The following is a 25,837-nucleotide window of genomic DNA, read 5'->3' on the forward strand; positions in this document are numbered from 1 at the left end:
CATGGGCATCGTCGTAGAGAACATACCGCGGGCGGAAGCTGATGTGATCGACAGGCTTGCCAAAGCCGGCGTCGCGACGGTCCACGAAGCCCAGGGGCGCAAAGGCATGCTCGCCAGCCATATGAGGCCGATCTATTCGGGTGCGCAGATCGCCGGCTCCGCCGTCACGATCTCAGCGCCGCCCGGTGACAACTGGATGATCCATGTGGCGATCGAGCAGATCCAGGCCGGCGACATCCTGGTGCTTTCGCCGACCTCGCCTTGCGACAACGGCTATTTCGGCGACCTTCTCGCCACCTCGGCGCGGGCGCGAGGTTGCCGCGGCCTCGTCATCGACGCTGGTGTCCGCGATATCAGGGATCTGACCCAGATGCAGTTTCCGGTGTGGTCCAAGGCCGTGTCCGCGCAGGGGACCGTCAAGGAAACGCTCGGTTCGGTCAACGTTCCGATCGTCTGCGCTGGCGCCTTCATCGAAGCCGGTGACATCATCGTCGCCGATGACGACGGGGTATGCGTGGTGAAGCTCAACGAGGCCGAGGAGGTTCTGACTGCTGCCGAGAAGCGGGTGGCGAACGAGGATGCCAAGCGCCGACGCCTCGCCGCCGGCGAACTCGGGCTCGATATCTATGACATGCGGCCGAAGCTCCAGGAGAAGGGGCTTAAATATGTATGAGAACGGCATTCCCTGCCTCTGGATGCGAGGCGGAACGTCGAAAGGCGCCTATTTCCTGGCCGGGGACCTGCCTGGGGATCCCGGTGAACGGGACGCCCTGCTGCTTGCCATCATGGGCTCACCGGACCCGCGGCAGATCGACGGGATCGGCGGAGCAGACCCGCTGACCTCCAAAGTCGCGGTGATCTCCGCCTCCTCCCGTGAGGATGCCGACGTTGACTATCTCTTCCTACAGGTGTTCGTCGACAAGGCGCTTGTGAGCGACGCGCAGGGGTGCGGAAACATCCTTGCCGGCGTCGGTCCGGCCGCCATCGAGCGGGGACTCGTCGAGGTGTCGGGCGCGGTCACGCCGGTCCGTATCCATATGGTGAATTCCGGCGAGGTGGCGGTCAGCAGGATCGAGACGCCGAACGGTAAGGTCAACTACCAGGGCGAGGCCGAAATCGCCGGCGTGCCGGGAAGCCATGCTGCCATACCACTGCTCTTCGTCAATATTGCCGGCTCGATGTGCGGCGCCCTTCTTCCGACAGGAAACGAGGTCGATGTCATCGACGGCATCGAGGTGACGCTGATCGACAACGGCATGCCCTGCGTGATCATGCGGGCCTCAGACTTCGGGCTTTCTGGCGAAGAAAGCCGCGACGCCCTGGAAGCAAATGAGGGCCTCAAGCAGCGTATCGAAGCCATTCGCCTCAAGGCCGGCCCGATGATGAACCTCGGCGACGTCAGTGCTGTGTCCGTTCCCAAAATGACCCTGGTGTCGGAGCCCCGAACCGGCGGATCGATCGGCACGCGCAGCTTCATCCCGCACAGGGTTCACGCCTCGGTCGGCGTGCTCGCCGCCGTCACCATTGCGACGGCGACGCGGCTCGGCCGTTCTCCGGCGCATGCGCTGGCGCATGCTTCCACAGACGGCCGTTACCGGATTGAGCATCCCACAGGTGATATGGAGGTGTTCCTTGATCTTGCCGCAGACGGCTCGGTCCAGGGAGCGGGGACGATCAGAACGGCGCGCAAGCTGTTCGACGGAAGGGTGTTTCCCAATTTGCCGGCCCGCCCGAGCCTTGGTCAAAACCGTCTCGACTGACTGGCCGTGGCGTGTCCATCTCGCGCAGACAATCTGCCAGCAGATGTGGCGGAAAGCGCCTTAGCTCCCGGAGCGCGTGCTCATGGTTCGCATCCCTGCGCCTCTGCGACTTGAATGCGGAAAGGGCCTGTACGATATTCCAGATGCTTGTTTGAGACATGTCGGGCCTCCTTTGCTGCATTTAGCTGCCGACGCGTGAAATATGAGGCTCAATTGACATTCAATCAAACAAAATGATATGGGGTTATAAATCAGAAAAATTGAAAGATGCGACGATGAGCATTCCATTTCGCCGTCCCATTCCGCTGCTTGACAACGAAGTGCTGCGTACCTTCGTGGCGATCGCCGAGACCGGCAATTTTTCGACCGCCGCAGAGGCGGTCTTCCGCACGCCATCGGCAGTGTCGATGCAGATCAAGAAGCTTGAAGAACAGCTTGGGGCAACGCTCTTTCTGCGCGACGCCCGCTCGGTATCGCTGACGCGCCACGGCGAGATGTTGCTGTCCTATGCGCGCAACATCCTGGCGCTGTCGAACGAGGCGGTGTCGCGCTTCATCATGCCGGAGCTCAGCGGCGTCGTGCGGCTCGGCGCGCCGGAGGATATCGGCGAACGGCTGCTGCCGAGCATCCTGAAGAGTTTTGCCGAAAGCTATCCCGGCATCATGGTCGACGTGACCATCGATATGAGCATCGGCCTGAAGAAGCGCATGGAGGAGCAGCGGCTCGACCTGGCCTTGATCAATTGTGCGACACGGCCGTTCCCGACGGGCGGTGAGGTGGTGTTCCGCGAGCGGCTGGTCTGGGCCGGAGCCAAGTGCGGCTCGGCGCATCGGCGCGATCCGCTGCCGATCTCGATCTGGGAAGACGGCTGCATCTGGCGCCAGGAAGCACTTTCCCAGCTTGAACGCAATAAGCGGCATTATCGCGTCGCCTATCTCAGCGGCCACACGATGGCGCAGCGCGCCGCTGTGCTTTCCGATCTCGCCATCGCGCCGTTGCCGCTGTCCTATGTCAACGAGGACATGGCGATCCTCGGGCCTCAGGAAGGGCTGCCGGAGCTCGGCGCCTTCGATATCCGCCTGCTGACCGCCTCGCAGGTATCGGGGCCGATCGAGACGGTGGCCGACAGCATTCGCGGCGCCTTTGCCGAGAGAGCGAAGGCGGTCGCCGCCTAGCTGCATCGGACAGGATTATGCGCCGATCGAAAGTGATGGCGCGTCCTATCGGACGCGGGGCTGTAGCGGTATCCTTATAGCTAGTGAACCTTTTGGTTTGTCGTGCGTTATTGGCGCGGGACGGCAATTGTCGCCGTTCGGGGTTGATTTCAAACAAGGATATCCGAGATGACGACAACGGCCAAAATTGCCGCAGCTTTTATGGTTCTTCTTGCCCTTTCCTCCTGCGGCAATACGATCCGCGGCATAGGAAAGGATACGGCAAACACCGTGAACGCCACGCAGGATGCCGGCCGCTCAGTCGACCGCGCCGCGAAGAAGTAACGACCGTTCAGGATCGCTGCTAGAATCGCCGGATCAGATGCTGACCCGGGGATCAAGTATTGGCCGGGTCCGGATCATCCTAACGAATGACCGGGGGGTATACCCTTTCCAGCCCGCCGGATCGGCTGAGGCCGGTCCGGAAGGCCTGGTAGGCGGGGTGCTGGCTGGAGCGAGCGGTTTCCGTCAGCCGGATCTGTAACCGGTCCGGCGCATGGCTTCCGAGCCAGGTTCCCAGATTTTCAAGCTTCAGCGAGTTCAGGAAACGCGATTCGGCGGCAAGATCGAGATGGCGGCGCAGGCCGTCGAGCAGGTTGTCGTCCTGGGCGGCGTTTTCCATGAGCAGCGCCAAGTAGGACTTGTCGGTCTCCGACAGCCCGGCGAGCTTTTCCGCAACGGTATCGCGGTCGGGAAAGGGAACATTGCCTGTCATCGAATCGTCCATGCTTGATCGTGTTTTGGCCGTTATAAGCTCGCCTTGACCTTCTCGGCTACATCGACTGGCACCCATTTCGTCCACAGACTTTCGTAATTGCGAAGGAAATAGATCGCGGCATCCTCGTTGCTTTCGCGGTTTTCGTCCTGCCAGGCGAGCACCTGGTTGATGGTCGCATTGTCCCATTTGCGGGTCTTGAGATAGGTTGTGACAGGTACGGCGCGGCTGGCGAAGGACCTGGTCATCAGCGTGAAGGCGCGCGAGACCGGGTAGGAGTTGAGCTCGGGCCTGACGCAGCCGGCAACCGCGGTACAGCGGTCCCATTCATTCTTGTTGTGGCCGACGCCGAAGCTCAGGCGCGTCATGTCGTATTTGCCGAGGATGGCTGTCGGGGCCCAGTAATAACCGAGCCAGCCGATCTTGTTGTCGAAGGCGCGGGCAATCGACGCATCGAGCCGTTCTGGACTGCCGGTCTCGACGAGCTCGAAGCCCTTCTTGTCGGCGGCAAGCGCCTTGAACAGGTTGGTGGTCGATATCTGGCAGCTCCAGTCGGCGGGGCAGTTGTAAACTGCGCCTTTCGATGGGTCGTCCTCGGCGGGGAAGAGTTCGGGATGTTTCAGCGCGTCCTCGACCGAGCGGATGTCGGGGTGGGCGTCGGCGATAAATTTCGGAATCCACCAACCCTCGACGGCGCCGTCGGCCAGGATTTCGGCCCCCTGTACCAGCCGGCCGCTGTTGACGGCCTGATCGAGCAGGGACCTGACGGAATTGATCCAGTATTCCGAGGCGATGTCGGGGATGCCTTTCTCATTCATCGAGGCGAAGGTCGGCAGGGTGTCGCCATCGACGATGGTGACGGAGCAGCCGTAGCCCTTTTCCAGGATGATCTTGTCGAAACTCGCCGCAATGCCTGCCGAGGCCCATTTCATTTCGGCGATCGAAACGCTGCCGCATTCGGCGGCTTCGGCCGGCGCGGCGGTAGAAAGAGCCGCGGCAAAGACGGCCGGAATCAGAAACGTCTTCATCGTCATTCCCCGAATTCTTCTTAGGCGGACGTGCAGCAGGCTCTGAAATTCACCGACAAATCTCTCCGGCACCCGAAGGGAAAATGCCTGCCGGGCGATACCGCAACAGGCTTTCCGGTTCATGGGCAGGCCATGTTCAACAATGGCGCGTTATGACGGAGCCTACGCGTTCGCTCGCAGAAATCAACCATCTTCTGCTCATGGTTGCGTGACTAAATTATTGAATTCGAAGAATTTATGTCAGCATTCCGAAATTGGCGCCCTCGGACGAAAAGCACGCTCTTGGCGATCGGCGGCGGATCTTCGGCAGAAATTTCGGCCAGAATGTCAAAAAAGATCAAAATTAACATTTGCGTAAGCCTTCAATAACTCTCCGGTAAGAATGTGCCGTTATCAGTTGGGTCGTGGCAGCAATGACCGCCGCTTCTCCGGTTCAGGTAGTGCGTACCGGAGAAAGCGAGCTTCGTCGTGTAAGGGCGAAGACGCCTGAGTTTTCGGCAAACCGCGCAGAGGCAAGGCCATGCGCGGTTTTCGCGTTTACGTGGGACCGTGACTGGGGCCAAGTCTTGACCTGGGCAAAGTCTTGACCGGGCCAAGTCTTGACCCGGGATTACCGCCCATTGTAGGCCTCGCCTGAACGAGAGGCGAATGCGGGCCACCATGGCAAGAGCGATCATGCTGCAGGGAACCGGCTCCGATGTCGGCAAGACGGTTCTGGTCGCAGGGCTCTGCCGGCTGGCGGCCAATCGCGGGCTGACGGTCCGGCCGTTCAAGCCGCAGAACATGTCGAACAATGCGGCGGTCGCCGATGACGGCGGCGAGATTGGCCGGGCGCAGTGGCTGCAGTCGCTGGCCGCGCGCACGCCATCCTCGGTGCACATGAACCCGGTGCTGCTTAAGCCGCAATCGGAAAATGGCAGCCAGATCATCGTCCAGGGCAGGGTGTTTGGCCAGGCGAAGGGGCGCGACTACCAGCGGCTGAAGCCTGAGCTGCTCGGCGCCGTGCTCGAAAGTTTCGAAAAGGTGGCTGCGGGGGCCGACCTCGTTATCGTCGAGGGTGCGGGATCGCCGGCCGAGATCAATCTCAGGCCCGGCGATATCGCCAATATGGGCTTTGCGACGCGGGCCGACGTGCCCGTCGTGCTCGTCGGCGATATCGACCGCGGTGGCGTCATCGCTTCACTTGTGGGCACGCATGCGATCCTCGACGAGGGCGACCGCGCAATGATCTCGGGCTATATCATCAACAAGTTCCGCGGCGATGTCTCGCTATTTGACGACGGAATCCGCGCCATCGAGGGCTTTACCGGCTGGCCGTGCTTCGGCGTCGTGCCGTGGCTGCCGGGTGCGGGACGCCTGCCGGCCGAAGATTCGGTCGTGCTCGAGCGGCTGGCGAGGGGCGGGACGGGCGCCCTGAAAATCGCCGTGCCGGTGCTGCCGCGTATCGCCAATTTCGACGATCTCGATCCGCTGAGGACCGAGCCGGATGTCGAGCTGGTGTTCGTGCGATCAGGCGAGCGGATGCCTGCCGATGCGAGCCTCGTTGTGCTTCCCGGCTCGAAATCGACGATATCGGATCTCGCCGACTTCAGGGCTGAAGGCTGGGACCGCGATCTCCAGGCGCATGTCAGGCGCGGCGGCCGGGTGATCGGCATCTGCGGCGGCTACCAGATGCTCGGCCGGACGGTGCACGATCCGCTCGGCATCGAGGGCGGGACGCTCGATACGCCGGGGCTTGGGCTGCTCGACATCGAGACCGAGATGGCGCCGGAGAAGACCGTGCGCAACAGCCAGGCTCGCTCGACCGAATATGACGCGCCGCTTGCCGGCTACCAGATCCATCTTGGCATCACCCGCGGCCCGGATTGCGATCGGCCTTCGGCGATCATCGACGGCGCGCCCGACGGCGCGCTTTCGGCCAACGGCCGGATTATGGGCACCTATCTGCACGGCCTCTTCGGCAGCGACATCTACCGCGCCCGGCTGCTTCAAAGCTTCGGCCTATCAGGCGAGCGGAGGAATTACCGCGAGAGCGTCGAGCAGGCGCTCGACGAGATCGCCGGGGAATTGGAACGTCATCTCGATCCGCGCTGGCTGGCCGGGCTGCTCGGTTAGGTATTCGACTATTGCCAAATTAGTTGACTGAGTCCATTAGTTGTCGCGGCGGACCCGGTTGAGAGCGACGAAAACTATGAGCGTATTGGACAGATTTTCACTGGTAGGTCAGGTGGCGCTGGTGACCGGCGGTGGCCGTGGTCTGGGCTTCGAGATGGCCCGCGCCCTGGCCGAGGCCGGCGCGCATGTCATTGTCAACGGACGCACGGCGGCGACGCTGGAAGGCGCCGTCAGGACCATCCGGGCCGCGGGTGGCACGGCGGAGGCCGCCGCATTCGATATCGCCGACCGCGACGCACAGCGTGCTGCGATGGCCGATATCGGCAAAATCCATGGCCGTCTCGATATTCTGATCAACAATGTCGGCGCCCGCGACAGGCGGCCGCTGGCCGAATTCGACGATGATGCGATCATCGAGCTGCTGCGCACCGACCTGGCGGCGGCCATGACTCTGTCGCGGGACGCTGCCGTGTTGATGAAGCGACGCAATCACGGCCGCCTGATCGCGGTGACCTCGATCAGCGGCCATGTCGTCATGCCCGGGGACTGCGTCTATCCGGCAGCAAAGCAGGGCCTGACCGGACTGATGCGCGGCATGGCGGTCGAATTCGGCCCGCATGGGATCACCAGCAATGCGATTGCGCCCGGCTGGTTTGCCACCGAGACGAACGCGGCGATGGCTGCGAACGAGGAATTGATGCCCTTCGTGCGCCAGCGCATCCCTGTTCAGCGCTGGGGACGCCCCGAGGAGATCGCCGGCGCGGCGCTCTTTCTTGCAAGCGACGCCGCTTCGTTCGTCAACGGTCACGTGCTGACGGTGGACGGCGGCATGACAGTCAGGATGTGAGATATCCGCAAGCGCTGCGGCACCGTCTTTCATTTCTGCGGCACCCTCCAGTGCTTCTCGTCGGAGCCGAATGACGGTATCGGCAGCTATCATTTGCTCTCAGCCTGCCTTGTGGTCGTCGTTGCTGGAGTCCATGGCTAGAAATATCTACGTGACTCGACTATTGGTTGATTTGGCAACGCCCCGGTTGGTCATCGCCGTCCATTGCCCGATTTCCGACCATAAACTGCGTCGGTCATTTGGAGGTTCGGAAATTAACAATCATATTCAGTGGCTTATAGAACATGGAATCACAGCTGAGCATATCGCCGAGCTGATAGCCGGATTGTGTGATCGGTTGATCGCGGATGGCTTTCCGATCTGGCGGGGAAGCATTTCAATGCCGTCTATTCATCCCATGTATGGCGGCGTCTCGGCCAATTTCGTGCGCGGCGGTGCGACCACGATCGAGAATGCCGAATATGGCACTGCGGGAGTGCTGAATTTCGAGAAGACCCCGATCTATTTTCTTTTGGGCCGGGGCGAAACGTCAGGTCGCTGGAACATCGCTAACGGTGAGGGTGTCGATGACTACCCGCAGCTTGCGGAATTCGCGCATGGCGGCGGCACGGATCACCTGGTCAGCCTGCTGGAATTCCCGAAGGAGGCTGCACTGCGCGGGGTCAGTCTGTCTCTCACAAGCGACAGGCCGGGCGGATTTTCTGATGATCAACTGGCGATCGTCGCGAGGCTCTTCCCAGCGCTGGGGCTGGCTTGCTACCGCATCGCGGCGTCGAAAACCGCTGCGGATATCCTCGCCGTCTACACGGGCGCCAAAACAAGCGTACGGATCCTTGCAGGCGATATCCAGAGAGGAAAGGGTGGCTCCATCAATGCTGCGATCCTGCTTGCGGACCTGAGAAACTTCACGGCGTTGACCGAAGTCTATCAGCCAGGCGAAATCGCCGGGTTTCTGGACGAACATTTCGAGCTGATCGGCCGGCATGTCGAGGAGAATTCCGGCGAGATCCTCAAGTTCATGGGCGACAGCGTGCTGGCGATCTTTCCGACCGATGCCGAAGACCCGCAAAAGGCGTGCATGGCCGCACTGGCTTCGGCAAGGAATATTCTGGAAGCCAACAAGGTGCTGAACGGTGAGCGGAGGAGCGCTGGAGGTCCTGACATCGGCGTCGATGTCGTGCTGCATCTCGGCGAGGTCTTCTATGGAAATATCGGCGCGCGCGGCAGGCTTGATTTCACGGTGATCGGCAGCGCCGTCAACGAGGCCTCACGGCTTGAAAAGCTCTGCGGCACGCTTGAGCAAGAGCTGCTGATGTCGGAGAGCTTCGCGACCACCTGCGCCGTGGCCTGCGAGTATCTGGGTTCGTTTGAATTGCGTGGCGTTTCGAAGCGGGCCGACGTGTTCAAGCTCGCCAACACCGTATCTTGAAGCGCCGATCCGGCGGCGCGACGGCGCTCAGATCTCGCCTGAGACCTCGCGGCGGCGGCGGTCGAGTTCTTCGCTGTAGCGGCGTAGCGTATAGCTTTCGCTGAGCTGGCCGATCACCTTGCGTTCGATCAGGTTGTTGACGACGGCGAGCGCTTCGCTTTCGCTCTTGTCGAAGATCGCCGCCGCCTGCCTGGCATTCATCTGCGGCTGCAGGAAGTCGTTGCGGTAGTGGATGAAATCGGAAAGCGTCTTGCCCTCGTCCTGGGCGTCGGTCGGGTTGGCGTAGATCTCCGGCACCAGCACAAGGCCTGCATATTTGTCGCTCTCCTCGACGAGGATGACGCGCTGGGTCGAGCCAATCGGGAAGGCCTGCTTGAATTCCTCTAGAGAGATGCCCGCCCTTGCCGTCTTGACGTCGGCGCGCATCAGCTTGTCGACCGTCAGGTTGCGGATCCAGCCGACATCATGGGCGCTGCGGATGCTTTCGCCGCGCAGGTGGAAGCGCCATGTGGCGAAGGAGTAACCGAAGGTCGAACGGACGACGAGCGAGGAGGTGATGACGGCGGCAAGCACCAGCGCGGTGATCGGAAAATCGCCGGTGATTTCGAGCGCCAGGAACGTCATGGTCAGCGGTCCGCCGATGACGGCGACGGCGAGCGAACTCATGCCGACCACGGCATAGATGACGGGCGTCAGCGTCGCATCGGCGAAATAGGGGCCGCAATAGGCAAAGAGTTTGCCGAGCAGGGCGCCCATGAACAGCGAGGCGAAGAACAGCCCACCTCTGAAGCCGGAGCCGATCGAGATCGCCGAGGCGACGGATTTCAAGAGGAAGAGGCCGATCAGCGTCGGGATCGCCACCTCATGGGAAAGGTTGAGATGCAGCGCGCCGTGGCCGGCCGAGAGCACCTGCGGCGAGATCATCGCCAACAGCCCGACGATGATGCCGCCGAGCGCCGGGCGGAAGGGTGGGGCGATTGAACTCTTGCGCGCCAGCTCCTCGACAAAGGCGACGCCCTGCATGATCAGGATGCCGACACCGGCGCAGAAAGCACCGAGCAGCAGCGCCGGGATATAATCGGCCGGCACGACCGAGCCGAAGCTACCGATATCGATGGTGAAATCGCTGCCGGCGAGCAGCCGTGCGATCAGGGTGGAGACAAGGGCGGAGACGACGACCGGGGTCAGCGACACGATCGTATAGGTGCCGATGATCAGCTCGAAGGCATAGAAGGCACCAGTCAACGGTGCGTTGAAGGCGGCGGCGATGGCGCCGGCCGCGCCGCAGCCAACGAGGGTGCGCAGGTCCGACCGGCGAAGCTGCAGCTTCAGGCCGAATTTCGAGGCGAGGCCGGCGGCAAGCTGGGTATAGCCGGCCTCCAGGCCGACGGAGGCGCCGAAACCGTTGGAGATCAGGTTTTGCACGGCAACGATGATGCTGTCGGTCAAGGACAGGCGGCCGCCATGCAGCGCATTGGCCTCGATCGGGTCGACCATCGGCTTCTTGCGTCGTTTCGCCAGCACGAAAAGCAGCAGACCGAGCAGGGCGCCGCCGATGACCGGGGCGGTGAGCAGCAGCAGCTTGTTCTCGATCTCGGAGGAGCTCAACCGTTCGCTGTCGGCGATGCCGAAGACCAGCTGATGCAGCTCGTTGGAGACGTAGCTCATGCCGGTGACGGCGAGACCCGAGATGATGCCGACGACGGCGCCCGCCAGCGACAGGCCGACCTCGCTACGGCGGGTCAGCGCCCGCAGGCGTCCCGGATCGAAGAAAACACGCAGCGCACGAAAACGGCGCCGATCCAATTTCATAAGCATGGCTAGACAACTAGGCGGGGAGAGGGCCGGTCAAGGGCAGAGATGGTCGCGCAGTCCGCATGCGACGCAATTGCGGCGAAAAGCCGGCGGCGGGGATAAATTTTTATGACGTAAGTCTATGATAAATGACGATATTTTAGGTAGAGTAAGTCGTGTTGGCGGAATTGGTTCCTCTGGCCGGCCATTGCCCCGTCGCCAAGGCCGGTTGACTTCACCTCTGAGCTTGCCTAACCATCCCTCAACGGATGGTCGCCCGACCATCCTGACATAACGGATGGTTCCGGATCGGTGTTACGCCCTTCCGGATGAAAAGGGAATGTGACGGGGCGGACCCAAGCCGGGCGCCTTCATCACAGCCGACCCCGCGACTGTAGAGCGGTCAGGGTCGTCCATCCGGCGTGAAGCCTTTTCTGCCGACAGCCTGCAATCCTGCAGGCGGGTGGGGCGGACGACATGCCGGAAAAGCCACTGGATATGCATGGTGATCAACCGGGGTCGGACGCCTCTCAAGTCTACGAATCGTCCACCTTTTCACTGATGCAGCCGGGAAGGCGAGGATGATCCGCTGGCACGATCAGGGCGACCGGTTTCCGGTCTGCCCCGATCGCGGCCGATAACCGCGAGCCAGGAGACCTGCCATGCGTGCCGGGCGAGAAGCCCACACCTGGGCACTATGCCCGTTGCCAGCACGGAGGTTGTCTTGGCTGAACGATTGAATTCAGCGCGGCCTGGTGCGGCGCACGCCACGCCTCCAAGCAGCTCTGCAAGAGGAGTGCTTTCGGCCGCTTATGTCGAATGCTGGGTACCCCCCTCTGTCCTGCCGGACATCTCCCCCACAAGGAGGGAGATCCGCAAGCAGCACGACCGTCGTTCTACATCAATTGTTTGGAGAAAAGCTCTCGGCGATTCAATCTCCCCCCTTGTGGGGGAGATGTCCGGCAGGACAGAGGGGGGTGTCCCATCAGTAGCCGAGAAAGGTGCACTCGGAACAGGCCACGGCTACGCACTCTCCCTGAGGGGCGTTTGAGTATGACCGCCACCTTCATCCTCGGCGGCGGACGTTCCGGCAAATCCCGGTTCGCCGAAGACCTCGTGACGGCGACGGGCCTAGACCGCCACTATCTCGCGACCGGGCGGGCATGGGACGAGGAGATGCAGGCGCGCATCACGCAACACAAGGCCGATCGCGGTCCGTTCTGGACGACGCATGAGGAGCCGCTCGATCTGGTCGGCAAGCTTACCGCCATCGACGGCGAAGGGCGCATCGTGCTGATCGATTGCCTGACGCTGTGGGTCACCAATCTGATGATGGAGAAGCGTGAGATGGCGGCGGAATTTGCCGCACTTGCCGATTTCCTGCCCGCCGCGAAGGCGCGGCTCGTTTTCGTTTCCAACGAGGTCGGTTTCGGCATTGTGCCGGATAATCGTATGGCGCGGGATTTTCGCGATCATGCCGGCCGGCTGCACCAATCGATCGCAGCGAAGGCCGCCGAAGTCTATTTTATCGCGGCAGGCCTGCCGCTGAAAATGAAGGGTTAAGTCCATGAACCAGCAGAAGATTCCCGCAACCGTCATCACCGGCTTCCTCGGTGCCGGCAAAACGACGATGATCCGAAACCTGCTGACCAATGCCGGCGGCAAGAAGATTGCGCTGATTATCAACGAATTCGGCGATCTCGGCGTCGACGGGGACGTGCTGAAGGGCTGCGGTGCAGACAACTGCACCGAGGACGACATTATCGAGCTCACCAATGGCTGCATCTGCTGCACGGTCGCGGACGACTTCATCCCGACGATGACGAAGCTGCTCGAACGCGAACAGCGGCCCGACCATATCGTCATCGAAACCTCGGGCCTTGCTTTGCCGCAACCGCTGGTCGCCGCCTTCAACTGGCCCGACATTCGCACCCAGGTGACTGTCGACGGTGTCATCACGGTGGTCGATAGTGCTGCCGTTGCCGCCGGCCGTTTCGCCGACGACCATGATGCGGTCGATGCGCGCCGTGCCGAGGATGAATCGCTCGATCACGAAAGCCCGATCGAGGAGCTGTTCGAGGACCAGCTGACCTGCGCCGACCTGATCGTGCTCAACAAGACCGACTTGATCGACGCTGCCGGCCTTATCAGGGTGCGCGACGAAGTCGCCTCCCGCACGGTACGCAAGCCGGTGATGATCGAGGCGCGGAATGGCGAGGTCTCGGCTGGCATCCTGCTCGGCCTTGGCATCGGCACGGAGGACGATGTCGCCAATCGCAAGTCGCATCACGAGCTGGAGCATGAAGACGGTGCGCCGCACGACCATGACGAATTCGACAGCTTCGTCGTCGATCTCGGACCCATTGAGGATCCCGCCGGCTTCGTCGAAGCGCTGAAGGGCATCATTGCCGCCCATGACGTGCTGCGCCTCAAGGGTTTCGTCGATGTCTCGGGCAAGCCGATGCGCCTCCAGATCCAGGCCGTCGGCAGCCGCATCGACCATTATTTCGACCGCGCCTGGGGCGTGAGCGAAAAGCGCGCCACGCGCCTTGTCGTCATCGGCCTGCACGAAATGGATCAGGACGCGGTGAGGGCGGCGATCGAAGCGCTGGCGTAACCCGATGCATCTGCTTCTGGCCCAGCAGGGAACGATCAGCGATGGCGAGGAGGCAATCGACCTCGGGCAGACGCCGGGCGATATCCTGTTCCTGTCGGCGGCCGACAGCGAGCTTGCCGCGATCGCAACCGCCCATCGCGAGCGCGGGGCGGCACCTTCGCTGAGGCTCGCCAGCTTGATGAGCCTCAAGCATCCGATGTCGGTCGACACCTATGTCGAGCGCACGGCGCGGCATGCCAAGCTGATCATCGTCCGCGCACTCGGCGGCGCCAGCTACTTTCATTATGCGCTGGAGGCGCTGCATGCGGCTGCGGCCCGCGCAGGGGCACTGATTGCGGTGCTGCCTGGTGACGCCAGGCCGGATGCGGGGCTGGTTCCTTTTTCCAATGTTGATCTCGACGATCTCAACGCGCTCTGGGCCTATCTGATCGAGGGCGGCGATGCTAATGCGCGGGCGTTTCTCGATTATGCCGGGGCCATGCTGTCGGGCACAGAGAAGCCGGCGCCGGCGGTGCCTTTGATGAAAGCGGGGATCTGGTGGCCGGGGCGGGGACTGATCGGAGTTGAGGAGTGGCGGCGGGTTGTTGCTGCGGAGATGTCTTCGCGTGTGGCTGCCCCTTCGTCCGTCGCGCTAGGAATACCCCCCTCTGTCCTGCCGGACATCTCCCCCACAAGCGGGGAGATCGGCAAGTCGCTTGGGCTTCCCATGAGAGAAACGTTTGAAGATGCCGCACCTTCTGCCGAGGAAATGGAACGAGGCCTCTCATCCCTGATCTCCCCCCTTGTGGGGGAGATGTCCGGCAGGACAGAGGGGGGTACTGCGAACTCGACGCAACAGGCATCTCCGACAGTCGCCATCAGCTTCTACCGCGCCCTCGTTCAAAGCGGCGAGACCGGGCCGATCGAAGCTCTGATCGAAGCGCTGATGGCACTCGGCCTCCGCCCGCTGCCGGTCTTTGCCTATAGCCTCAAGGATTCCATCTCCACAGGCATTCTCGAAAGCGTGTTTTCGACGCTGAAACCTGATGTCGTCATCAATACGACCGGCTTTGCCGTCTCCGCACCGGGTGCAAACCGGCAGCCGACGGTGCTGGAGGCGCATGAGGCGATCGTGCTGCAGGCGATCCTGTCGGCCTCGTCGAGGGAGGCATGGCTCTCTTCCTCACAAGGCCTGTCGGCGCGCGATCTCGGCATGAACGTGGCGCTGCCTGAAGTCGATGGCCGGGTGCTGGCGCGGGCGGTCTCCTTCAAGACGGCGGCGCGCTACGATGCTGCCGTCGAGATGAATATTGTCGCCAGCGAACCGGATGCTGGCCGGGTACGTTACACCGCGAAGCTTGCCGCCAATTGGGCGCGGCTGCGGAAGACTTCCGCCGGCGACCGGCGCATTGCGCTCGTCATGGCGAACTATCCGAACCGCGACGGTCGGCTCGGCAACGGCGTCGGTTTGGATACGCCGGCCGGCACCATCGAGGTGTTGAAGGCTATGCGGGCGGCGGGGTATCCCCTGGCCGAGATTCCCACCGACGGCGATGCGCTGATCCGCTACCTGATGGAAGGGCCGACCAATTCCGGTTCCGACGGAAAGATCATCCGCGAGACGCTTTCCCTGAGTCGCTACAACAGCTTCCTGGAATCTCTTCCGAATAAGATTCAGGATGAGGTGAGAGCCCGCTGGGGCAATCCCGAAGACGATCCGTATTTTCGCGAGGGCGTCTTCGCCCTATCTTTTGCGCGCTTCGGCGAGGTGCTCGTCGGCATCCAGCCGGCGCGCGGCTATAATATCGATCCGAAAGAAAGTTATCATTCGCCGGATCTGGTGCCGCCGCACGGTTATCTCGCTTTCTATGCTTGCCTGCGCTGCGAGTTCGGCGCCCATGCGATCATCCACATGGGCAAACACGGCAATCTTGAATGGCTGCCGGGCAAGGCGCTGGCGCTGTCGGAGACATGTTATCCGGAAGCGATTCTCGGGCCGCTGCCGCATCTCTATCCCTTCATCGTCAACGATCCGGGCGAGGGCACGCAAGCCAAGCGCCGAAGTGCGGCCGTCATCATCGACCACCTGACGCCGCCTTTGACGCGGGCCGAGAGCTACGGGCCGCTGAAGGATCTGGAGGCGCTGGTCGACGAATATTACGAGGCCTCCGGCGGCGATCCCCGCCGCATTCGTCTGCTCAGCCGTCAGATCCTCGATCTCGTGACCGATATCGGCCTCGACAGGGATGCAGGCATCGCCAAGGGCGAAAGCGAGGGCGAGGCGTTGAAAAAGCTCGACGCCTATCTCTGCGACCTCAAGGAAATGCAGATCCGCGACGGGCTGCATGTTTTCGGCGTGTCGCCCGAGGGGCGGTTGCTGACGGACCTGACCGTGGCTTTGGCGCGGGTGCCGCGCGGGCTGGGTGAGGGTGGGGATGCGAGCTTGCAGCGGGCGATTGCGGTGGATACGTTCGTAAACCCCTCCCCAACCCCTCCCCACAAGGGGGAGGGACTTGCTGGGCGCACCATCTCAACATCAGCTTTGGTCGCAGAGGTTGCCGCAAGCGCAGCGGTAAGCCCCTCCCACCTGTGGGGAGGGGTTGGGGAGGGGTCTTCTTTCGATCCCCTCGACACCGACATGGCAGCCGTTTGGACCGGTCCACGTCCTCATATCCTCGCAGATATTCTCGATGCCCCATGGCGAACGAACGGCGACACCGTCGAGCGCATCGAACTGCTCGCCGCAAAATTGGTTTCCGGCGAGATCGACTGCCCAGCGGACTGGAAGGCAACGCACGCGGTACTCTTCGAGATCCAAACCCGCCTCAAACCCTCCATCCTCGCCTGCGGCCCCGCTGAGATCGCGGGTCTGCTCGCTGGCCTCGACGGTCGCTTCGTCGCACCCGGACCCTCCGGTGCACCAACACGCGGGCGGCCCGATGTGCTGCCCACCGGCCGCAATTTCTATTCGGTCGACAGCCGCGCCGTGCCGACGCCGGCCGCCTACGAACTCGGAAAAAAATCGGCGGAACTGCTGGTGCGCCGCTATGTGCAGGATCATGGCGAGTGGCCTGTCTCCTTCGGGTTGACGGCCTGGGGCACGTCAAACATGCGCACCGGCGGCGACGATATCGCCCAGGCGCTGGCGCTGATCGGCGTCAAGCCGCTCTGGGACATGAGCTCGCGCCGTGTCACCGGCTACGAGATCATTCCGCCGGCGATGCTCGGGCGGCCGCGCGTCGACGTGACGCTCCGCATTTCCGGCTTCTTCCGCGATGCCTTTCCCGAGCAGATCGCGCTATTCGACAAGGCGATCCGTGCCGTCGGCGCGCTTGAAGAGGACGAGGCCGACAATCCGATCGCAACGCGCATGTGCGGCGAGGCGGCAAGGCTTGGCGCCGCCGGCCTCGACGAAGTCTCGGCAAAGCGCCGGGCGGGCTATCGCGTCTTCGGTTCGAAGCCTGGTGCCTATGGTGCCGGGCTGCAGGCGCTGATCGACGAAAAGGGCTGGGAGCGGCGCGCCGATCTCGCCGAGGCCTATCTCGTTTGGGGCAGCTATGCCTATGGCGCCGGGGAGGAGGGCAGGGCCGAACGCAGCCTGTTCGAGGAGCGGCTGCGCTCGGTGCAGGCTGTGATCCAGAACCAGGACAATCGCGAGCACGATCTGCTCGACAGCGACGACTACTACCAGTTCGAGGGCGGCATGACCGCCGCTGCCGAGCAACTCACTGGTGCGCGTCCTTCGATCTATCATAACGACCATTCCAGGCCGGAAAAGCCGGTGATCCGCTCGCTGGAGGAGGAGATCGGCCGGGTTGTGCGCGGCCGCGTCGTCAATCCGAAATGGATCGCGGGCGTCATGCGCCACGGCTACAAGGGCGCCGCCGAGATCGCCGCCACCGTCGATTATCTCTTCGCCTTTTCGGCGACGACGGGCGCAGTTGGCGAACATCATTTCGAGGCGGTCTACCAAGCCTTCGTCGTCGATCCCAGTGTCGCCGGCTTCATGGTCGAGAAGAACCCGGCGGCATTCGACGAGATGAGAGAGCGGCTGCTTGAGGCGATCGACCGCAGCCTCTGGACGCCGCGCAGCAATTCGGCCCGATTCGAGCTTAATCAAAGAACGAGAGCATGATGTCGTCCGAAAAGCGCTTACACTTTTCGGCATCATTCTCTAGCCGCCAGACAACAGAATGAGGTGAACCAATGAGCGACGAGACCACGAACAGCGAGATCGGAGAAGCCGGGAGCGGCAAGGACGATGCGCGCCACGCCGAGAAGATGGCGAAGAAGAAGGCCGCGCGCGACAAAATCATGGCGACCAAGACCGATGGCAAAGGCCTGATCATCGTCCACACCGGCAAGGGCAAGGGGAAGTCGTCGGCCGCCTTCGGCATGATCTTCCGCCACATCGCCCACGGCAAGCCCTCGGCTGTCGTGCAGTTCATCAAGGGTGCGATGTGGACCGGCGAACGCGACCTGATCGAGAAGCATTTCTCCGACCTCTGCCAGTTCCACACGATGGGCGAGGGTTTCACCTGGGAAACGCAGGACCGCGCCCGCGATGTCGCCGCAGCCTCTGCCGCCTGGGAAAAGGCCAAGGAGCTGATCCGCGATGAAAGCAACTCCATGGTGCTGCTCGACGAGATCAACATCGCGCTGCGCTATGACTATCTCGACATTAACGATGTCGTCGCTTTCCTGAAGAGCGAGAAGCCCGCCATGACCCATGTCGTGCTGACCGGGCGCAACGCCAAGGAAGAACTGATCGAAATCGCCGATCTGGTGACTGAGATGGAGCTCGTCAAGCATCCCTTCCGCTCCGGCATCAAGGGCCAGCCGGGCGTGGAGTTCTGAGAGGGTCAGTTGAGCGCGAGGCTGCGCAGGATGGCAGCCGTTTCCTCATCCGCCGGAAAGAAAGATTCGACTGCGAGTTCCGACAAAGTGATGTCGACGGGCGTGCCGAAGATCGTCGTTGTCGAGATTAGGGAAAGCAAGCCGGCCTTGGTCCCAAGCTGAAGGGGAACGGCGATGCCGGCATAGTCGGTGTGGACCTCGTCAGCGGTTTTAGGCGCTGGATAGGACAACAACTCCTTTAAAAGCTTGTCCAACATTGGATCGCCCGAAGCCGAGAACTGTTGGCGCAGCCTGCCGATAAGGTGGGCGCGCCACTCGGAAAGGTTTTTGATATGGGGGGCCAATCCTTGTGGATGCAGGCTGAGGCGCAGTACGTTGACGGGTGCCGTGAGCAGAGACTGGTCGGCAACGGCTGAGAGCAACGGAGCGATGGCCGCATTGGCCGCGATGAGTGTCCAATGTCGGTCGACGGCGATTGCTGGGAAGGGCTCGTGCCCTTTCAGCACGATGTCGATGGCGCGACGGGCCGGTTCCATTGCGGGATCGTCGAGCGCGCGTTCGGCAAAAACAGGAGCGAAACCCGCCGCGAGCAGCAGCGGGTTCCGATCGCGAAGGGGCACATCGAGCCGTTCGGCAAGATGCAGCAGCATGTCGCGGCTCGGTGTCGAGCGCCCGCTCTCGATGAAGCTCAGATGCCGCTGCGAGATCTCCGCCTCCAGCGCGAGCTCGAGCTGGCTCATGCGGCGGCGCTGTCGCCATTCGCGCAGATGGTCTCCAAGCGAGCGGGCGGTCGGCGTCATCAGGCGGCTTCCGGCAGCAAATCTATGAACCCGCGGACGGATTTCAGCTTGCCGCCCTCGAGCTCAGCGAAATCCGTGCCCTTGATCAACGCTTCGCCTTCTTCCGGACCAAGGCCCCAGGAGAAGCGCAGGTTGTCGCCGTAGCCGTCGGCCGCCCCGATCAGGGCGAAGCGGAAGCCGGGGAAGCGGCTTTGCACGGCCTCGACCAGCGAATTGATCTGCTCATGGCCCTCGCCGCGCATCAGTGGGTCGATATAGGTCGCGGCTTCGCTCCAGCTCTCGGCGATGAGAGCGCGGCGGCGAGCGGCATCCGTCTCATTCCAGATGGCGAGATAGCGCTCTGCGTTGGTGTTTGCTTCGTTCATCGGGTCATCTCCTTCTGATCGCCCATCAGTTCCAGGCAGCCCGATCATGCGGGAAGGCGGTGCACCTTATCAATTACGCCAGAGGTAATGGAAGATGGTCGAGGGTTTGGGTCAGACGCCGAGCCACAGGCGCAGCGGATTTGCCGGGTCGGCGAGCAGCTTTACCGCAAGGGCGACGCAGACGATCACAAGCAGCGGCTGATGGGCTTTGCGCCGATGCGTATGGCAAGCCGCGAGCCCAGTTGAGCGCCGAGGAATTGGCAGACACCCATCAACAGGCCGATCTTCCAGAGTATCGCGCGATATCGGGCAAGGTGGTATTCCGGGCAGGGATTTCGGACGGCCTTGTTGCATTTGCCGTCCCAAGCTGCAATGGCTGCAAGGACATGGGCAGGGCGTATTTGACGGTTTCCATGAGCGATATCTCTTTCGATACGGCGAGGCGCCATGTGCTCGGCCTCGGCTGCGAGCGCGGGATGTCGCCTGCCGAGATGCTGGCGCTTGCGATCGAGGCGCTCGACTTAGCAGATATCGGCGCGGCGGAACTCGCAGCCATTGCCTCGATCGACAGCCGAAGACTGGAGCCGGCGATCCTTGCGATTGCCGCGCATTTTTCCGTGCCTGCCGTCTTCTTCGACGCGCTGCGGCTGGAAGCGGAGACGCCGCGGCTCGCGAATCCCTCTGCAATCGTCTTTGCCCGCGTTGGCTGCCATGGCGTCGCCGAGGCCGCTGCGCTGGCGGCTGCGGGGCCGGATGCCGAGCTTGCTGTCGCCAAGATCAAATCTGCGCATGCGACGGCGGCAGTCGCCCGCATCCTGTTGCAGAATGGCTGATGGGCGTTATGGTGGCGGCATTTCGTAGCGCGGTGCGGCGCCATCGCGAAGACAGCATATAAAGGAACATTCATGCATAAGGTCATCTATGACACCGACCCTGGCGTCGACGACGCCATGGCGCTTCTCTTCCTGCATCGTCATCCCGAGATCGACCTTCTCGGTATCACCACGGTCTTCGGTAACGCCTCGGTCGAGACGACGACGCGCAATGCGCTCTTCCTCAAGCGCGAATGGAATATTCCGGCACCCGTTTCCAAAGGCGCCAGCGTTACCATCGATTCCTCGCGCGCGGAGCGGCCATGGCCGGCCATGGTGCATGGCGAGAACGGCCTCGGCGATATCGACGTGCCCGAGACGATCGACCTGCCGCTCGATCCGCGCCCGGCGCATCGCTTTATCATCGACACGGTGCGCGCCCATCCGGGCGAAGTGCGACTCGTCGCCGTTGGCCGAATGACCAATCTGGCGCTGGCGCTGAAGGAAGACCCCGAGATTGCGACGCTGGCCAAGGACGTCGTCATCATGGGCGGCAATTTTTATGTGCCGGGCAATGTCTCGCCGGTCGCCGAGGCCAATATCCACGGTGATCCTGAGGCTGCCGACATCGTCATGACCGCGCCCTGGAAGGTGGCAGTGATCGGCCTCGACGTCACCGCGGTCACCACGATGAGCCGCAGCTATCTCGGCGAGATGGCGGCTAGGGGTGACAAGGCGGTCAAGCAGCTCGATGCACTCTCGCAGTCCTACATCGATTTCTACAAGCACGCGGTTGAAGACGGCATGATGGTGCATGACAGCTGCGCCTGCGTCTATGTCGTGGTGCCGGAGCTCTTCTCGTCAATATCGGGTGCGGTGCGTGTCGTCTGCGGCGGCATCGCCGATGGCCAGACGATCGTCAGGCCAGATGGGCGGCGTTTTCCGCCTGATGGCGCTTGGGATGGCTTACCGAGCCAGGTGGTCTGCACCGGGATTGAGTCGGAGAGGGTCCTGGACCTCATCCGCAATACGCTGCTTGTGGCCTGACACGCTTGAAGGCCGGCAGCATCGCGGCCGGCCTTCTGGATATATTGCAATATATTCATCGCGTTGTGCGGGTTCTCCGAGGATTTGAATCCGGCACTTCACAAAGTGAGTCATGGTCATCTCAGCAACTTCAAGTGAGGTGATAGGCGCGGCGTTGACCTTGCCCTTTGCGGGGCCTAGATCAGCAGGATGATCGATGCCGCATTCTCCCATCTTCCGGCGCTTGAGCCGGGCAGTGTCTGGCTCGTCGGCGCCGGTCCCGGCGATCCCGGGCTTTTGACACTGCTCGCCGCCAAGGGGCTTTCCGAGGCCGACGTCATCGTCCACGACGCGCTGGTCAACGAGGAATGCCTGGCGCTGGCGCGGCCGGAAACGCTGGTGGAATATGCCGGTAAACGCGGCGGCAAGCCTTCGGCGAAGCAGCGCGACATTTCGTTGCGGCTGGTGGAGCTTGCGCGCACCGGCAAGCGAGTGCTGCGGCTGAAGGGCGGTGATCCCTTCGTCTTCGGCCGCGGCGGCGAGGAGGCGCTGACGCTGGTCGAGCACAATATTCCCTTCCGCATCGTGCCCGGCATCACCGCCGGTATCGGGGGGCTCGCCTATGCCGGCATCCCGGTGACGCATCGCGACATCAACCATGCCGTGACCTTCCTCACCGGCCATGATTCCTCCGGCATCGTGCCTGATCGGATCAACTGGGATGCGATCGGCCGGGGCTCGCCCGTCATCGTTATGTACATGGCGATGAAGCATATCGCCGAGATCAGCGCCCGGCTGATCGCCGCGGGACGGCTGGCGGCGGAACCCGTCGCCTTCGTCTGCAATGCGGCCACTGGCCGGCAACAGGTGCTGGAAACGACGCTCGGGGAGGCGACCGAGGCCGTCGCTGTCTCCGGGCTGGAGCCGCCGGCGGTGGTCGTCGTCGGTGAGGTGGTCCGGCTCCGAGCCTCGCTCGACTGGCTTGGTGCGCTGGCGGGGCGGCGCCTGGAACCCGATCCATTCCGCCGGTCCGGCAAGGTGCTGATATGAGCGGCCTCCTGATCGCAGCCCCTTCCTCCGGCGCCGGCAAGACGACGGTAACGCTCGGGCTGCTCCGAGCGCTTCGCCGGCGCGGCATCGCGGTCGCGCCCGGCAAGGCCGGCCCTGACTATATCGATCCCGCCTTCCATGCGGCAGCGAGCGGCACGCTCTGTCTGAATTTCGATCCCTGGGCGATGCGCCCGGAACTGATCTCGGCCAATGCGGCCCTTCACCGCTCCGGTGACCGCATCCTCGTCATCGAGGCGATGATGGGGCTTTTCGACGGGGCGGCCGACGGAAGGGGAACGGCGGCCGATCTTGCCGCCCAGCTGGGGCTTTCCGTGGTGTTGGTCGTCGATGCCTCGCGCATGTCGCAGTCGGTGGCGGCGCTGGTTACTGGTTTTGCTGGTTTCCGTGCCGATGTGCGCGTCGCCGGCGTCATCCTCAACAAGGTCGGCAGCGACCGGCACGAGGCGATGCTGCGGCAGGCGCTCGAAGCTATCCGTATGCCTGTCATCGCCGTCATCAGCAGCGACAAGGCGCTTTCCCTGCCGGAGCGGCATCTCGGCCTCGTCCAGGCCGGCGAACACGCAACCCTCGACAATTTCATCGACCATGCGGCGGATGCCGTGTCGGAGGAATGTAATTTTGAATTCCTGCTGCGCATCGCCAGGCAGGGGCTCAACCGGCCGTCGGCCGCTAATATCGACCGGTTGCCGCCGTTGGGTGCCCGCATCGCCGTGGCGCGCGATGTCGCCTTTGCCTTTTCCTACGAGCATATGCTGCTCGGCTGGCGCCGCCGGGGTGCTGCGATTTCCTTTTTCTCGCCGCTCGCCGACGAGGCGCCGGCTGGTGATGCCGATGCGATCTATCTGCCCGGCGGTTATCCCGAGCTGCATGCCGGGCGGTTGGCAGAGGCGCAGAATTTCCGCGCCGGCATGCTCGATGCGGCAGCGCGCGACATCCGGATCTATGGCGAATGCGGCGGCTACATGGTCCTTGGCGAGGGTCTGATCGATGCGAAGGGGCATCGCCACGAAATGCTCGGCCTGCTGCCCGTCGTCACCACCTATGCCGAGCGAAAGCGCCATCTCGGCTATCGCCGTGTTGTGCCGCTCGACGGCGCCTTCTTTGCGCGGATGATGACGGCCCATGAATTCCACTATTCCAGCGTCGTCTCCGAGGGCGAGGGCAAGCGGCTTTTTCAGGTGCAGGATGCGCTCGGAACCGATCTGGGTGCCGCCGGTCTCAGGCGCGACCAGGTGGCAGGCTCCTACATGCACCTGATCGATCTTGCCGGAGCCGCCGCATGAGCGCACCGATTGTCCACGGCGGCGGCATCACCGCGGCTGCCGCTGCCTTCGGCGGTAGCCCGGAAGATTGGCTCGATCTTTCCACGGGCATCAATCCGTGCCCCATCGCCCTGCCTGACATTCCGGCAATGGCCTGGCATCGCTTGCCGGACCGGCATCTCATCGATGAGGCAAGGCGTGCGGCGCGCGACTACTATGGCAGCGGTGAGATCCTGCCGCTGCCGGTGCCAGGTACGCAGTCGGTCATCCAGCTTCTGCCGCGCCTCGTCGAGGCGGGTAGGCTGGTTGGCGGCACGGACAACAGGATCGCGGTGACGGACAACAGGGTTGCCGTGACGGACGACAGGGTCGCCGTGACGGACAACAGGGTTGCCGTGGTGTCGCCGACCTATGGCGAGTATGCGCGCGCCTTCGCCTCGGCCGGTCTTGGCGTCGATGCGGTCGACGATATTGCCGTGATCGGAGCCGGACATCGGCTGGCTGTCGTCGTCAATCCGAACAATCCTGATGGGTTGATATGGCCGGCCGAAACGCTGATTGCCCTGCACGACAGGATGAAGGCTGCAGGCGAGTTTCTCGTCGTCGACGAAGCCTTTGGCGATACCGATCCGGCGCTCAGCCTTGCATCCCGTGCGCCGCAGCTTTCCAACCTCATCATCTTCCGCTCCTTCGGCAAGTTCTTCGGGCTTGCCGGCTTGCGGCTCGGTTTTGTGATTGCGCGCAGCGATATTCTCGCGCGTCTCGAGGACTGGCTCGGCCCCTGGGCAGTCTCCGGCCCGGCCCTTTCGATTGCAGATTCGCTGCTGCGCTCGGACGTTTCTCCGATCCGCGGCCGCATCGATGAGCGCAGCACCGGCCTGCATGCGGTGCTGAAGGGCGCCGGGTTGCAGATTTCCGGAGGGACGGCACTCTTCACCCTTGTCGCCGATGCGAGAGCCGGCGACATTTACACGCATCTCTGCCGCCATCATATTCTCGTCCGCAAGTTCGACTATGCGCCGGAGTGGCTGCGTTTCGGGCTGCCGCCCGATCCGGCGGCAGACAGGCGGCTTGGCGAAGCCCTTCAGAGATTTGAACGATGACGATCGACGAAAACCTTCTCGTGCTGCTTCTGGCACTGCTGCTCGACCGGATCGCCGGCGATCCGCAATGGCTGTGGACACGGGTGCCGCATCCCGTCGTCATGTTCGGCGCGGCGATCTCCTATGCCGACCGGCAGCTCAACCCGGCGAGCCTCACGGGATCGCAACGCCGAATGAACGGTATCGCCGCTATCCTGGCGCTGCTTCTTTTGGCGGTGGCCGCAGGCTTCGTGTTCAATCGTTTCTTCGCGCTGTTCGGCCTTGTTGGCATCTTGCTGGAGACCGGGCTGGTGGCGATCTTCCTGGCGCAGAAAAGCCTTGCCGATCACGTCGCGGCCGTCGCCGTCGCCTTACGAGACGAGGGGCTTGCCGGCGGGCGGAGCGCCGTTTCCCGCATCGTCGGACGCGATCCCGAGACGCTGGACGAGCCAGCCGTCTGCCGCGCGGCGATCGAAAGCCTTGCCGAGAATTTCTCCGACGGTGTCGTGGCGCCGGCGCTCTGGTATGTCGTCTTAGGCCTGCCGGGGCTCTTCGCCTACAAGATGCTGAACACGGCGGATTCGATGATCGGCCATAAGTCGGAAAAATACATCGACTTCGGCTGGGCGGCCGCCCGGCTCGACGATGTCGCCAACTGGCCGGCCGCGCGCCTCTCCATCCTGCTGATTGCCGCCGGAGCCTGGATCCGGCGGGGAACAAGCGCCGGCCGTGAGGCGATCCGCGTGGCGATGCGCGACGGGGCCTTGCACCGCTCGCCGAATTCCGGCCGGCCGGAGGCGGCCATGGCGGGCGCGCTGAACGTCCAGCTCGCCGGGCCACGCATCTATGGCGGCGTCATCGTGCGTGAACCGATGATCAACGACACCGGCCGCGACGTGGCGACCTCGGGCGACATCGAGGACGGCGTATCGGTATTTTATGCCAGCTGCATGGTGCTCGCCGGTGTTACGTTCGGGCTGTTTTTGTGTTTTCTGTAGGGTTGTGCCGTGTATGCCCCCAGTGGACAGGCCAGGCTCAAACGTTTATTCCGACCGCCTCATATC

The 25,837-nt window shown here is 62.9% G+C and carries 22 protein-coding genes, 2 pseudogenes and 1 riboswitch; of the genes and pseudogenes, 17 read left to right on the forward strand and 7 right to left on the reverse strand.

Annotation, left to right across the window (positions count from 1 at the left end):
• Position 1 precedes the first annotated feature (1 nt).
• Both A6U98_RS25265 and A6U98_RS25270 read left to right on the forward strand, forming a co-directional pair.
• Complete coding sequence (locus A6U98_RS25265) at positions 2-673, forward strand: 4-carboxy-4-hydroxy-2-oxoadipate aldolase/oxaloacetate decarboxylase (protein WP_064653759.1); 672 nt, start codon at positions 2-4, stop codon at positions 671-673.
• The gene (locus A6U98_RS25270; protein WP_064653760.1) at positions 666-1,760 is read left to right on the forward strand and encodes a 4-oxalomesaconate tautomerase; all 1,095 of its coding nucleotides are present in this window, start codon (positions 666-668) and stop codon (positions 1,758-1,760) included. The genes A6U98_RS25265 and A6U98_RS25270 overlap by 8 nt, the downstream gene beginning before the upstream one ends.
• On the opposite strand, the gene A6U98_RS37830 is transcribed toward A6U98_RS25270, so the two are convergent.
• Positions 1,675-1,920, reverse strand: coding sequence for a hypothetical protein (locus A6U98_RS37830; RefSeq protein ID WP_082933987.1), 246 nt, complete (start codon positions 1,918-1,920; stop codon positions 1,675-1,677). The two genes, A6U98_RS25270 and A6U98_RS37830, sit on opposite strands and share 86 nt — an antisense overlap.
• Positions 1,921-1,993: 73 nt before the next feature.
• On the opposite strand from A6U98_RS37830, the gene A6U98_RS25275 reads away from it, so the two are divergent.
• Positions 1,994-2,935: a LysR family transcriptional regulator gene (locus A6U98_RS25275; protein ID WP_017960848.1), complete on the forward strand. Its 942-nt coding sequence runs from the start codon at positions 1,994-1,996 to the stop codon at positions 2,933-2,935.
• Positions 2,936-3,103: 168 nt separating this feature from the next.
• On the forward strand, positions 3,104-3,259 hold the full coding sequence (locus A6U98_RS25280) for a hypothetical protein (protein ID WP_003560194.1): 156 nt from the start codon (positions 3,104-3,106) through the stop codon (positions 3,257-3,259).
• 79 nt (positions 3,260-3,338) lie between these two features.
• Here A6U98_RS25280 and A6U98_RS25285 read toward each other — a convergent pair whose 3' ends face one another.
• Both A6U98_RS25285 and A6U98_RS25290 read right to left on the reverse strand, forming a co-directional pair.
• The gene (locus A6U98_RS25285; protein WP_184500177.1) at positions 3,339-3,701 is read right to left on the reverse strand and encodes a hypothetical protein; all 363 of its coding nucleotides are present in this window, start codon (positions 3,699-3,701) and stop codon (positions 3,339-3,341) included.
• 20 nt (positions 3,702-3,721) lie between these two features.
• Positions 3,722-4,723, reverse strand: coding sequence for a glycine betaine ABC transporter substrate-binding protein (locus tag A6U98_RS25290; protein WP_197496441.1), 1,002 nt, complete (start codon positions 4,721-4,723; stop codon positions 3,722-3,724).
• Between the two features lie 654 nt (positions 4,724-5,377).
• On the opposite strand from A6U98_RS25290, the gene A6U98_RS25295 reads away from it, so the two are divergent.
• The 3 genes and pseudogenes from A6U98_RS25295 (at position 5,378) to A6U98_RS25305 (ending at position 9,108) form a co-directional block, all read left to right on the forward strand.
• Positions 5,378-6,832: a cobyric acid synthase gene (locus A6U98_RS25295; protein ID WP_064653876.1), complete on the forward strand. Its 1,455-nt coding sequence runs from the start codon at positions 5,378-5,380 to the stop codon at positions 6,830-6,832.
• 76 nt (positions 6,833-6,908) lie between these two features.
• A complete protein-coding gene (locus tag A6U98_RS25300; protein WP_064653762.1) occupies positions 6,909-7,679 on the forward strand; it encodes an SDR family oxidoreductase in 771 nt (256 codons plus the stop codon).
• A 170-nt stretch (positions 7,680-7,849) separates the two neighbouring features.
• Positions 7,850-9,108, forward strand: a pseudogene (locus A6U98_RS25305) (adenylate/guanylate cyclase domain-containing protein).
• A gap of 27 nt (positions 9,109-9,135) precedes the next feature.
• On the opposite strand, the gene A6U98_RS25310 reads toward A6U98_RS25305, so the two are convergent.
• On the reverse strand, positions 9,136-10,926 hold the full coding sequence (locus A6U98_RS25310; RefSeq protein WP_064653763.1) for a chloride channel protein: 1,791 nt from the start codon (positions 10,924-10,926) through the stop codon (positions 9,136-9,138).
• A 258-nt stretch (positions 10,927-11,184) separates the two neighbouring features.
• A riboswitch (cobalamin riboswitch) is annotated at positions 11,185-11,582 on the forward strand.
• A gap of 373 nt (positions 11,583-11,955) precedes the next feature.
• Here A6U98_RS25310 and cobU point away from each other — a divergent pair.
• The 4 genes from cobU (at position 11,956) to cobO (ending at position 18,355) form a co-directional block, all read left to right on the forward strand.
• On the forward strand, positions 11,956-12,465 hold the full coding sequence (gene cobU / locus A6U98_RS25315) for a bifunctional adenosylcobinamide kinase/adenosylcobinamide-phosphate guanylyltransferase (protein ID WP_064653764.1): 510 nt from the start codon (positions 11,956-11,958) through the stop codon (positions 12,463-12,465).
• A gap of 4 nt (positions 12,466-12,469) precedes the next feature.
• Positions 12,470-13,519 (forward strand): cobalamin biosynthesis protein CobW, encoded by a 1,050-nt coding sequence (gene cobW / locus A6U98_RS25320; protein ID WP_064653765.1) that lies wholly within the window; start codon positions 12,470-12,472, stop codon positions 13,517-13,519.
• Positions 13,520-13,523: 4 nt separating this feature from the next.
• Positions 13,524-17,633, forward strand: a complete 4,110-nt coding sequence (gene cobN / locus A6U98_RS25325) for a cobaltochelatase subunit CobN (protein ID WP_064653766.1) — start codon at positions 13,524-13,526, stop codon at positions 17,631-17,633.
• A gap of 71 nt (positions 17,634-17,704) precedes the next feature.
• Complete coding sequence (cobO, locus tag A6U98_RS25330; RefSeq protein ID WP_064653767.1) at positions 17,705-18,355, forward strand: cob(I)yrinic acid a,c-diamide adenosyltransferase; 651 nt, start codon at positions 17,705-17,707, stop codon at positions 18,353-18,355.
• A gap of 5 nt (positions 18,356-18,360) precedes the next feature.
• Here the strand turns inward: cobO and A6U98_RS25335 are convergent, their stop codons facing one another.
• The 3 genes and pseudogenes from A6U98_RS25335 to A6U98_RS36295 form a co-directional block, all read right to left on the reverse strand.
• Positions 18,361-19,155: a helix-turn-helix transcriptional regulator gene (locus A6U98_RS25335; protein ID WP_064653768.1), complete on the reverse strand. Its 795-nt coding sequence runs from the start codon at positions 19,153-19,155 to the stop codon at positions 18,361-18,363.
• Positions 19,155-19,568 carry a nuclear transport factor 2 family protein gene (locus A6U98_RS25340; RefSeq protein WP_197496442.1) on the reverse strand — a complete coding sequence of 138 codons (414 nt, stop codon included), beginning with the start codon at positions 19,566-19,568 and terminating at the stop codon, positions 19,155-19,157. The genes A6U98_RS25335 and A6U98_RS25340 overlap by 1 nt, the downstream gene beginning before the upstream one ends.
• Positions 19,569-19,631: 63 nt before the next feature.
• Positions 19,632-19,819: pseudogene (locus A6U98_RS36295) on the reverse strand (hypothetical protein); the annotation flags it as partial.
• A 114-nt stretch (positions 19,820-19,933) separates the two neighbouring features.
• Between A6U98_RS36295 and A6U98_RS25345 the strand changes: the two are divergent.
• The 6 genes from A6U98_RS25345 (at position 19,934) to cbiB (ending at position 25,771) form a co-directional block, all read left to right on the forward strand.
• Entirely contained in the window at positions 19,934-20,353 is a 420-nt protein-coding gene (locus tag A6U98_RS25345; RefSeq protein ID WP_064653878.1) for a cobalamin biosynthesis protein, read from the forward strand.
• Between the two features lie 72 nt (positions 20,354-20,425).
• Positions 20,426-21,379 carry a nucleoside hydrolase gene (locus A6U98_RS25350; protein ID WP_064653770.1) on the forward strand — a complete coding sequence of 318 codons (954 nt, stop codon included), beginning with the start codon at positions 20,426-20,428 and terminating at the stop codon, positions 21,377-21,379.
• A 189-nt stretch (positions 21,380-21,568) separates the two neighbouring features.
• On the forward strand, positions 21,569-22,408 hold the full coding sequence (gene cobA / locus A6U98_RS25355) for a uroporphyrinogen-III C-methyltransferase (RefSeq protein WP_064653771.1): 840 nt from the start codon (positions 21,569-21,571) through the stop codon (positions 22,406-22,408).
• Complete coding sequence (locus A6U98_RS25360; RefSeq protein ID WP_064653772.1) at positions 22,405-23,712, forward strand: cobyrinate a,c-diamide synthase; 1,308 nt, start codon at positions 22,405-22,407, stop codon at positions 23,710-23,712. Before cobA ends, A6U98_RS25360 begins: the two co-directional genes overlap by 4 nt.
• Positions 23,709-24,794 carry a threonine-phosphate decarboxylase gene (locus A6U98_RS25365; RefSeq protein ID WP_064653773.1) on the forward strand — a complete coding sequence of 362 codons (1,086 nt, stop codon included), beginning with the start codon at positions 23,709-23,711 and terminating at the stop codon, positions 24,792-24,794. The genes A6U98_RS25360 and A6U98_RS25365 overlap by 4 nt, the downstream gene beginning before the upstream one ends.
• The gene (cbiB, locus tag A6U98_RS25370) at positions 24,791-25,771 is read left to right on the forward strand and encodes an adenosylcobinamide-phosphate synthase CbiB (RefSeq protein ID WP_064653774.1); all 981 of its coding nucleotides are present in this window, start codon (positions 24,791-24,793) and stop codon (positions 25,769-25,771) included. The genes A6U98_RS25365 and cbiB overlap by 4 nt, the downstream gene beginning before the upstream one ends.
• Positions 25,772-25,837 lie beyond the last annotated feature (66 nt).

Source organism: Rhizobium sp. WYCCWR10014 (assembly GCF_001657485.1).
Classification (GTDB): Bacteria; Pseudomonadota; Alphaproteobacteria; order Rhizobiales; family Rhizobiaceae; genus Rhizobium.

Excerpts from the sequence above, each read along its gene's own strand:
- A6U98_RS25365 (WP_064653773.1), top strand. The coding sequence starts at position 23,709 with ATGAGCGCACCGATTGTCCACGGCGGCGGCATCACCGCGGCTGCCGCT.
- A6U98_RS25310 (WP_064653763.1), bottom strand. The coding sequence starts at position 10,926 with ATGCTTATGAAATTGGATCGGCGCCGTTTTCGTGCGCTGCGTGTTTTC.
- A6U98_RS25335 (WP_064653768.1), bottom strand. The coding sequence starts at position 19,155 with ATGACGCCGACCGCCCGCTCGCTTGGAGACCATCTGCGCGAATGGCGA.
- A6U98_RS25265 (WP_064653759.1), top strand. The coding sequence starts at position 2 with ATGGGCATCGTCGTAGAGAACATACCGCGGGCGGAAGCTGATGTGATC.
- A6U98_RS25280 (WP_003560194.1), top strand. The coding sequence starts at position 3,104 with ATGACGACAACGGCCAAAATTGCCGCAGCTTTTATGGTTCTTCTTGCC.
- A6U98_RS25345 (WP_064653878.1), top strand. The coding sequence starts at position 19,934 with ATGAGCGATATCTCTTTCGATACGGCGAGGCGCCATGTGCTCGGCCTC.
- A6U98_RS25275 (WP_017960848.1), top strand. The coding sequence starts at position 1,994 with ATGATATGGGGTTATAAATCAGAAAAATTGAAAGATGCGACGATGAGC.
- A6U98_RS25350 (WP_064653770.1), top strand. The coding sequence starts at position 20,426 with ATGCATAAGGTCATCTATGACACCGACCCTGGCGTCGACGACGCCATG.
- cobN (WP_064653766.1), top strand. The coding sequence starts at position 13,524 with ATGCATCTGCTTCTGGCCCAGCAGGGAACGATCAGCGATGGCGAGGAG.
- cbiB (WP_064653774.1), top strand. The coding sequence starts at position 24,791 with ATGACGATCGACGAAAACCTTCTCGTGCTGCTTCTGGCACTGCTGCTC.
- A6U98_RS25285 (WP_184500177.1), bottom strand. The coding sequence starts at position 3,701 with ATGGACGATTCGATGACAGGCAATGTTCCCTTTCCCGACCGCGATACC.
- A6U98_RS25290 (WP_197496441.1), bottom strand. The coding sequence starts at position 4,723 with ATGACGATGAAGACGTTTCTGATTCCGGCCGTCTTTGCCGCGGCTCTT.
- cobW (WP_064653765.1), top strand. The coding sequence starts at position 12,470 with ATGAACCAGCAGAAGATTCCCGCAACCGTCATCACCGGCTTCCTCGGT.
- A6U98_RS25340 (WP_197496442.1), bottom strand. The coding sequence starts at position 19,568 with ATGATCGGGCTGCCTGGAACTGATGGGCGATCAGAAGGAGATGACCCG.
- cobO (WP_064653767.1), top strand. The coding sequence starts at position 17,705 with ATGAGCGACGAGACCACGAACAGCGAGATCGGAGAAGCCGGGAGCGGC.
- A6U98_RS37830 (WP_082933987.1), bottom strand. The coding sequence starts at position 1,920 with ATGTCTCAAACAAGCATCTGGAATATCGTACAGGCCCTTTCCGCATTC.
- A6U98_RS25270 (WP_064653760.1), top strand. The coding sequence starts at position 666 with ATGTATGAGAACGGCATTCCCTGCCTCTGGATGCGAGGCGGAACGTCG.
- cobA (WP_064653771.1), top strand. The coding sequence starts at position 21,569 with ATGATCGATGCCGCATTCTCCCATCTTCCGGCGCTTGAGCCGGGCAGT.
- A6U98_RS25295 (WP_064653876.1), top strand. The coding sequence starts at position 5,378 with ATGGCAAGAGCGATCATGCTGCAGGGAACCGGCTCCGATGTCGGCAAG.
- A6U98_RS25360 (WP_064653772.1), top strand. The coding sequence starts at position 22,405 with ATGAGCGGCCTCCTGATCGCAGCCCCTTCCTCCGGCGCCGGCAAGACG.
- A6U98_RS25300 (WP_064653762.1), top strand. The coding sequence starts at position 6,909 with ATGAGCGTATTGGACAGATTTTCACTGGTAGGTCAGGTGGCGCTGGTG.
- cobU (WP_064653764.1), top strand. The coding sequence starts at position 11,956 with ATGACCGCCACCTTCATCCTCGGCGGCGGACGTTCCGGCAAATCCCGG.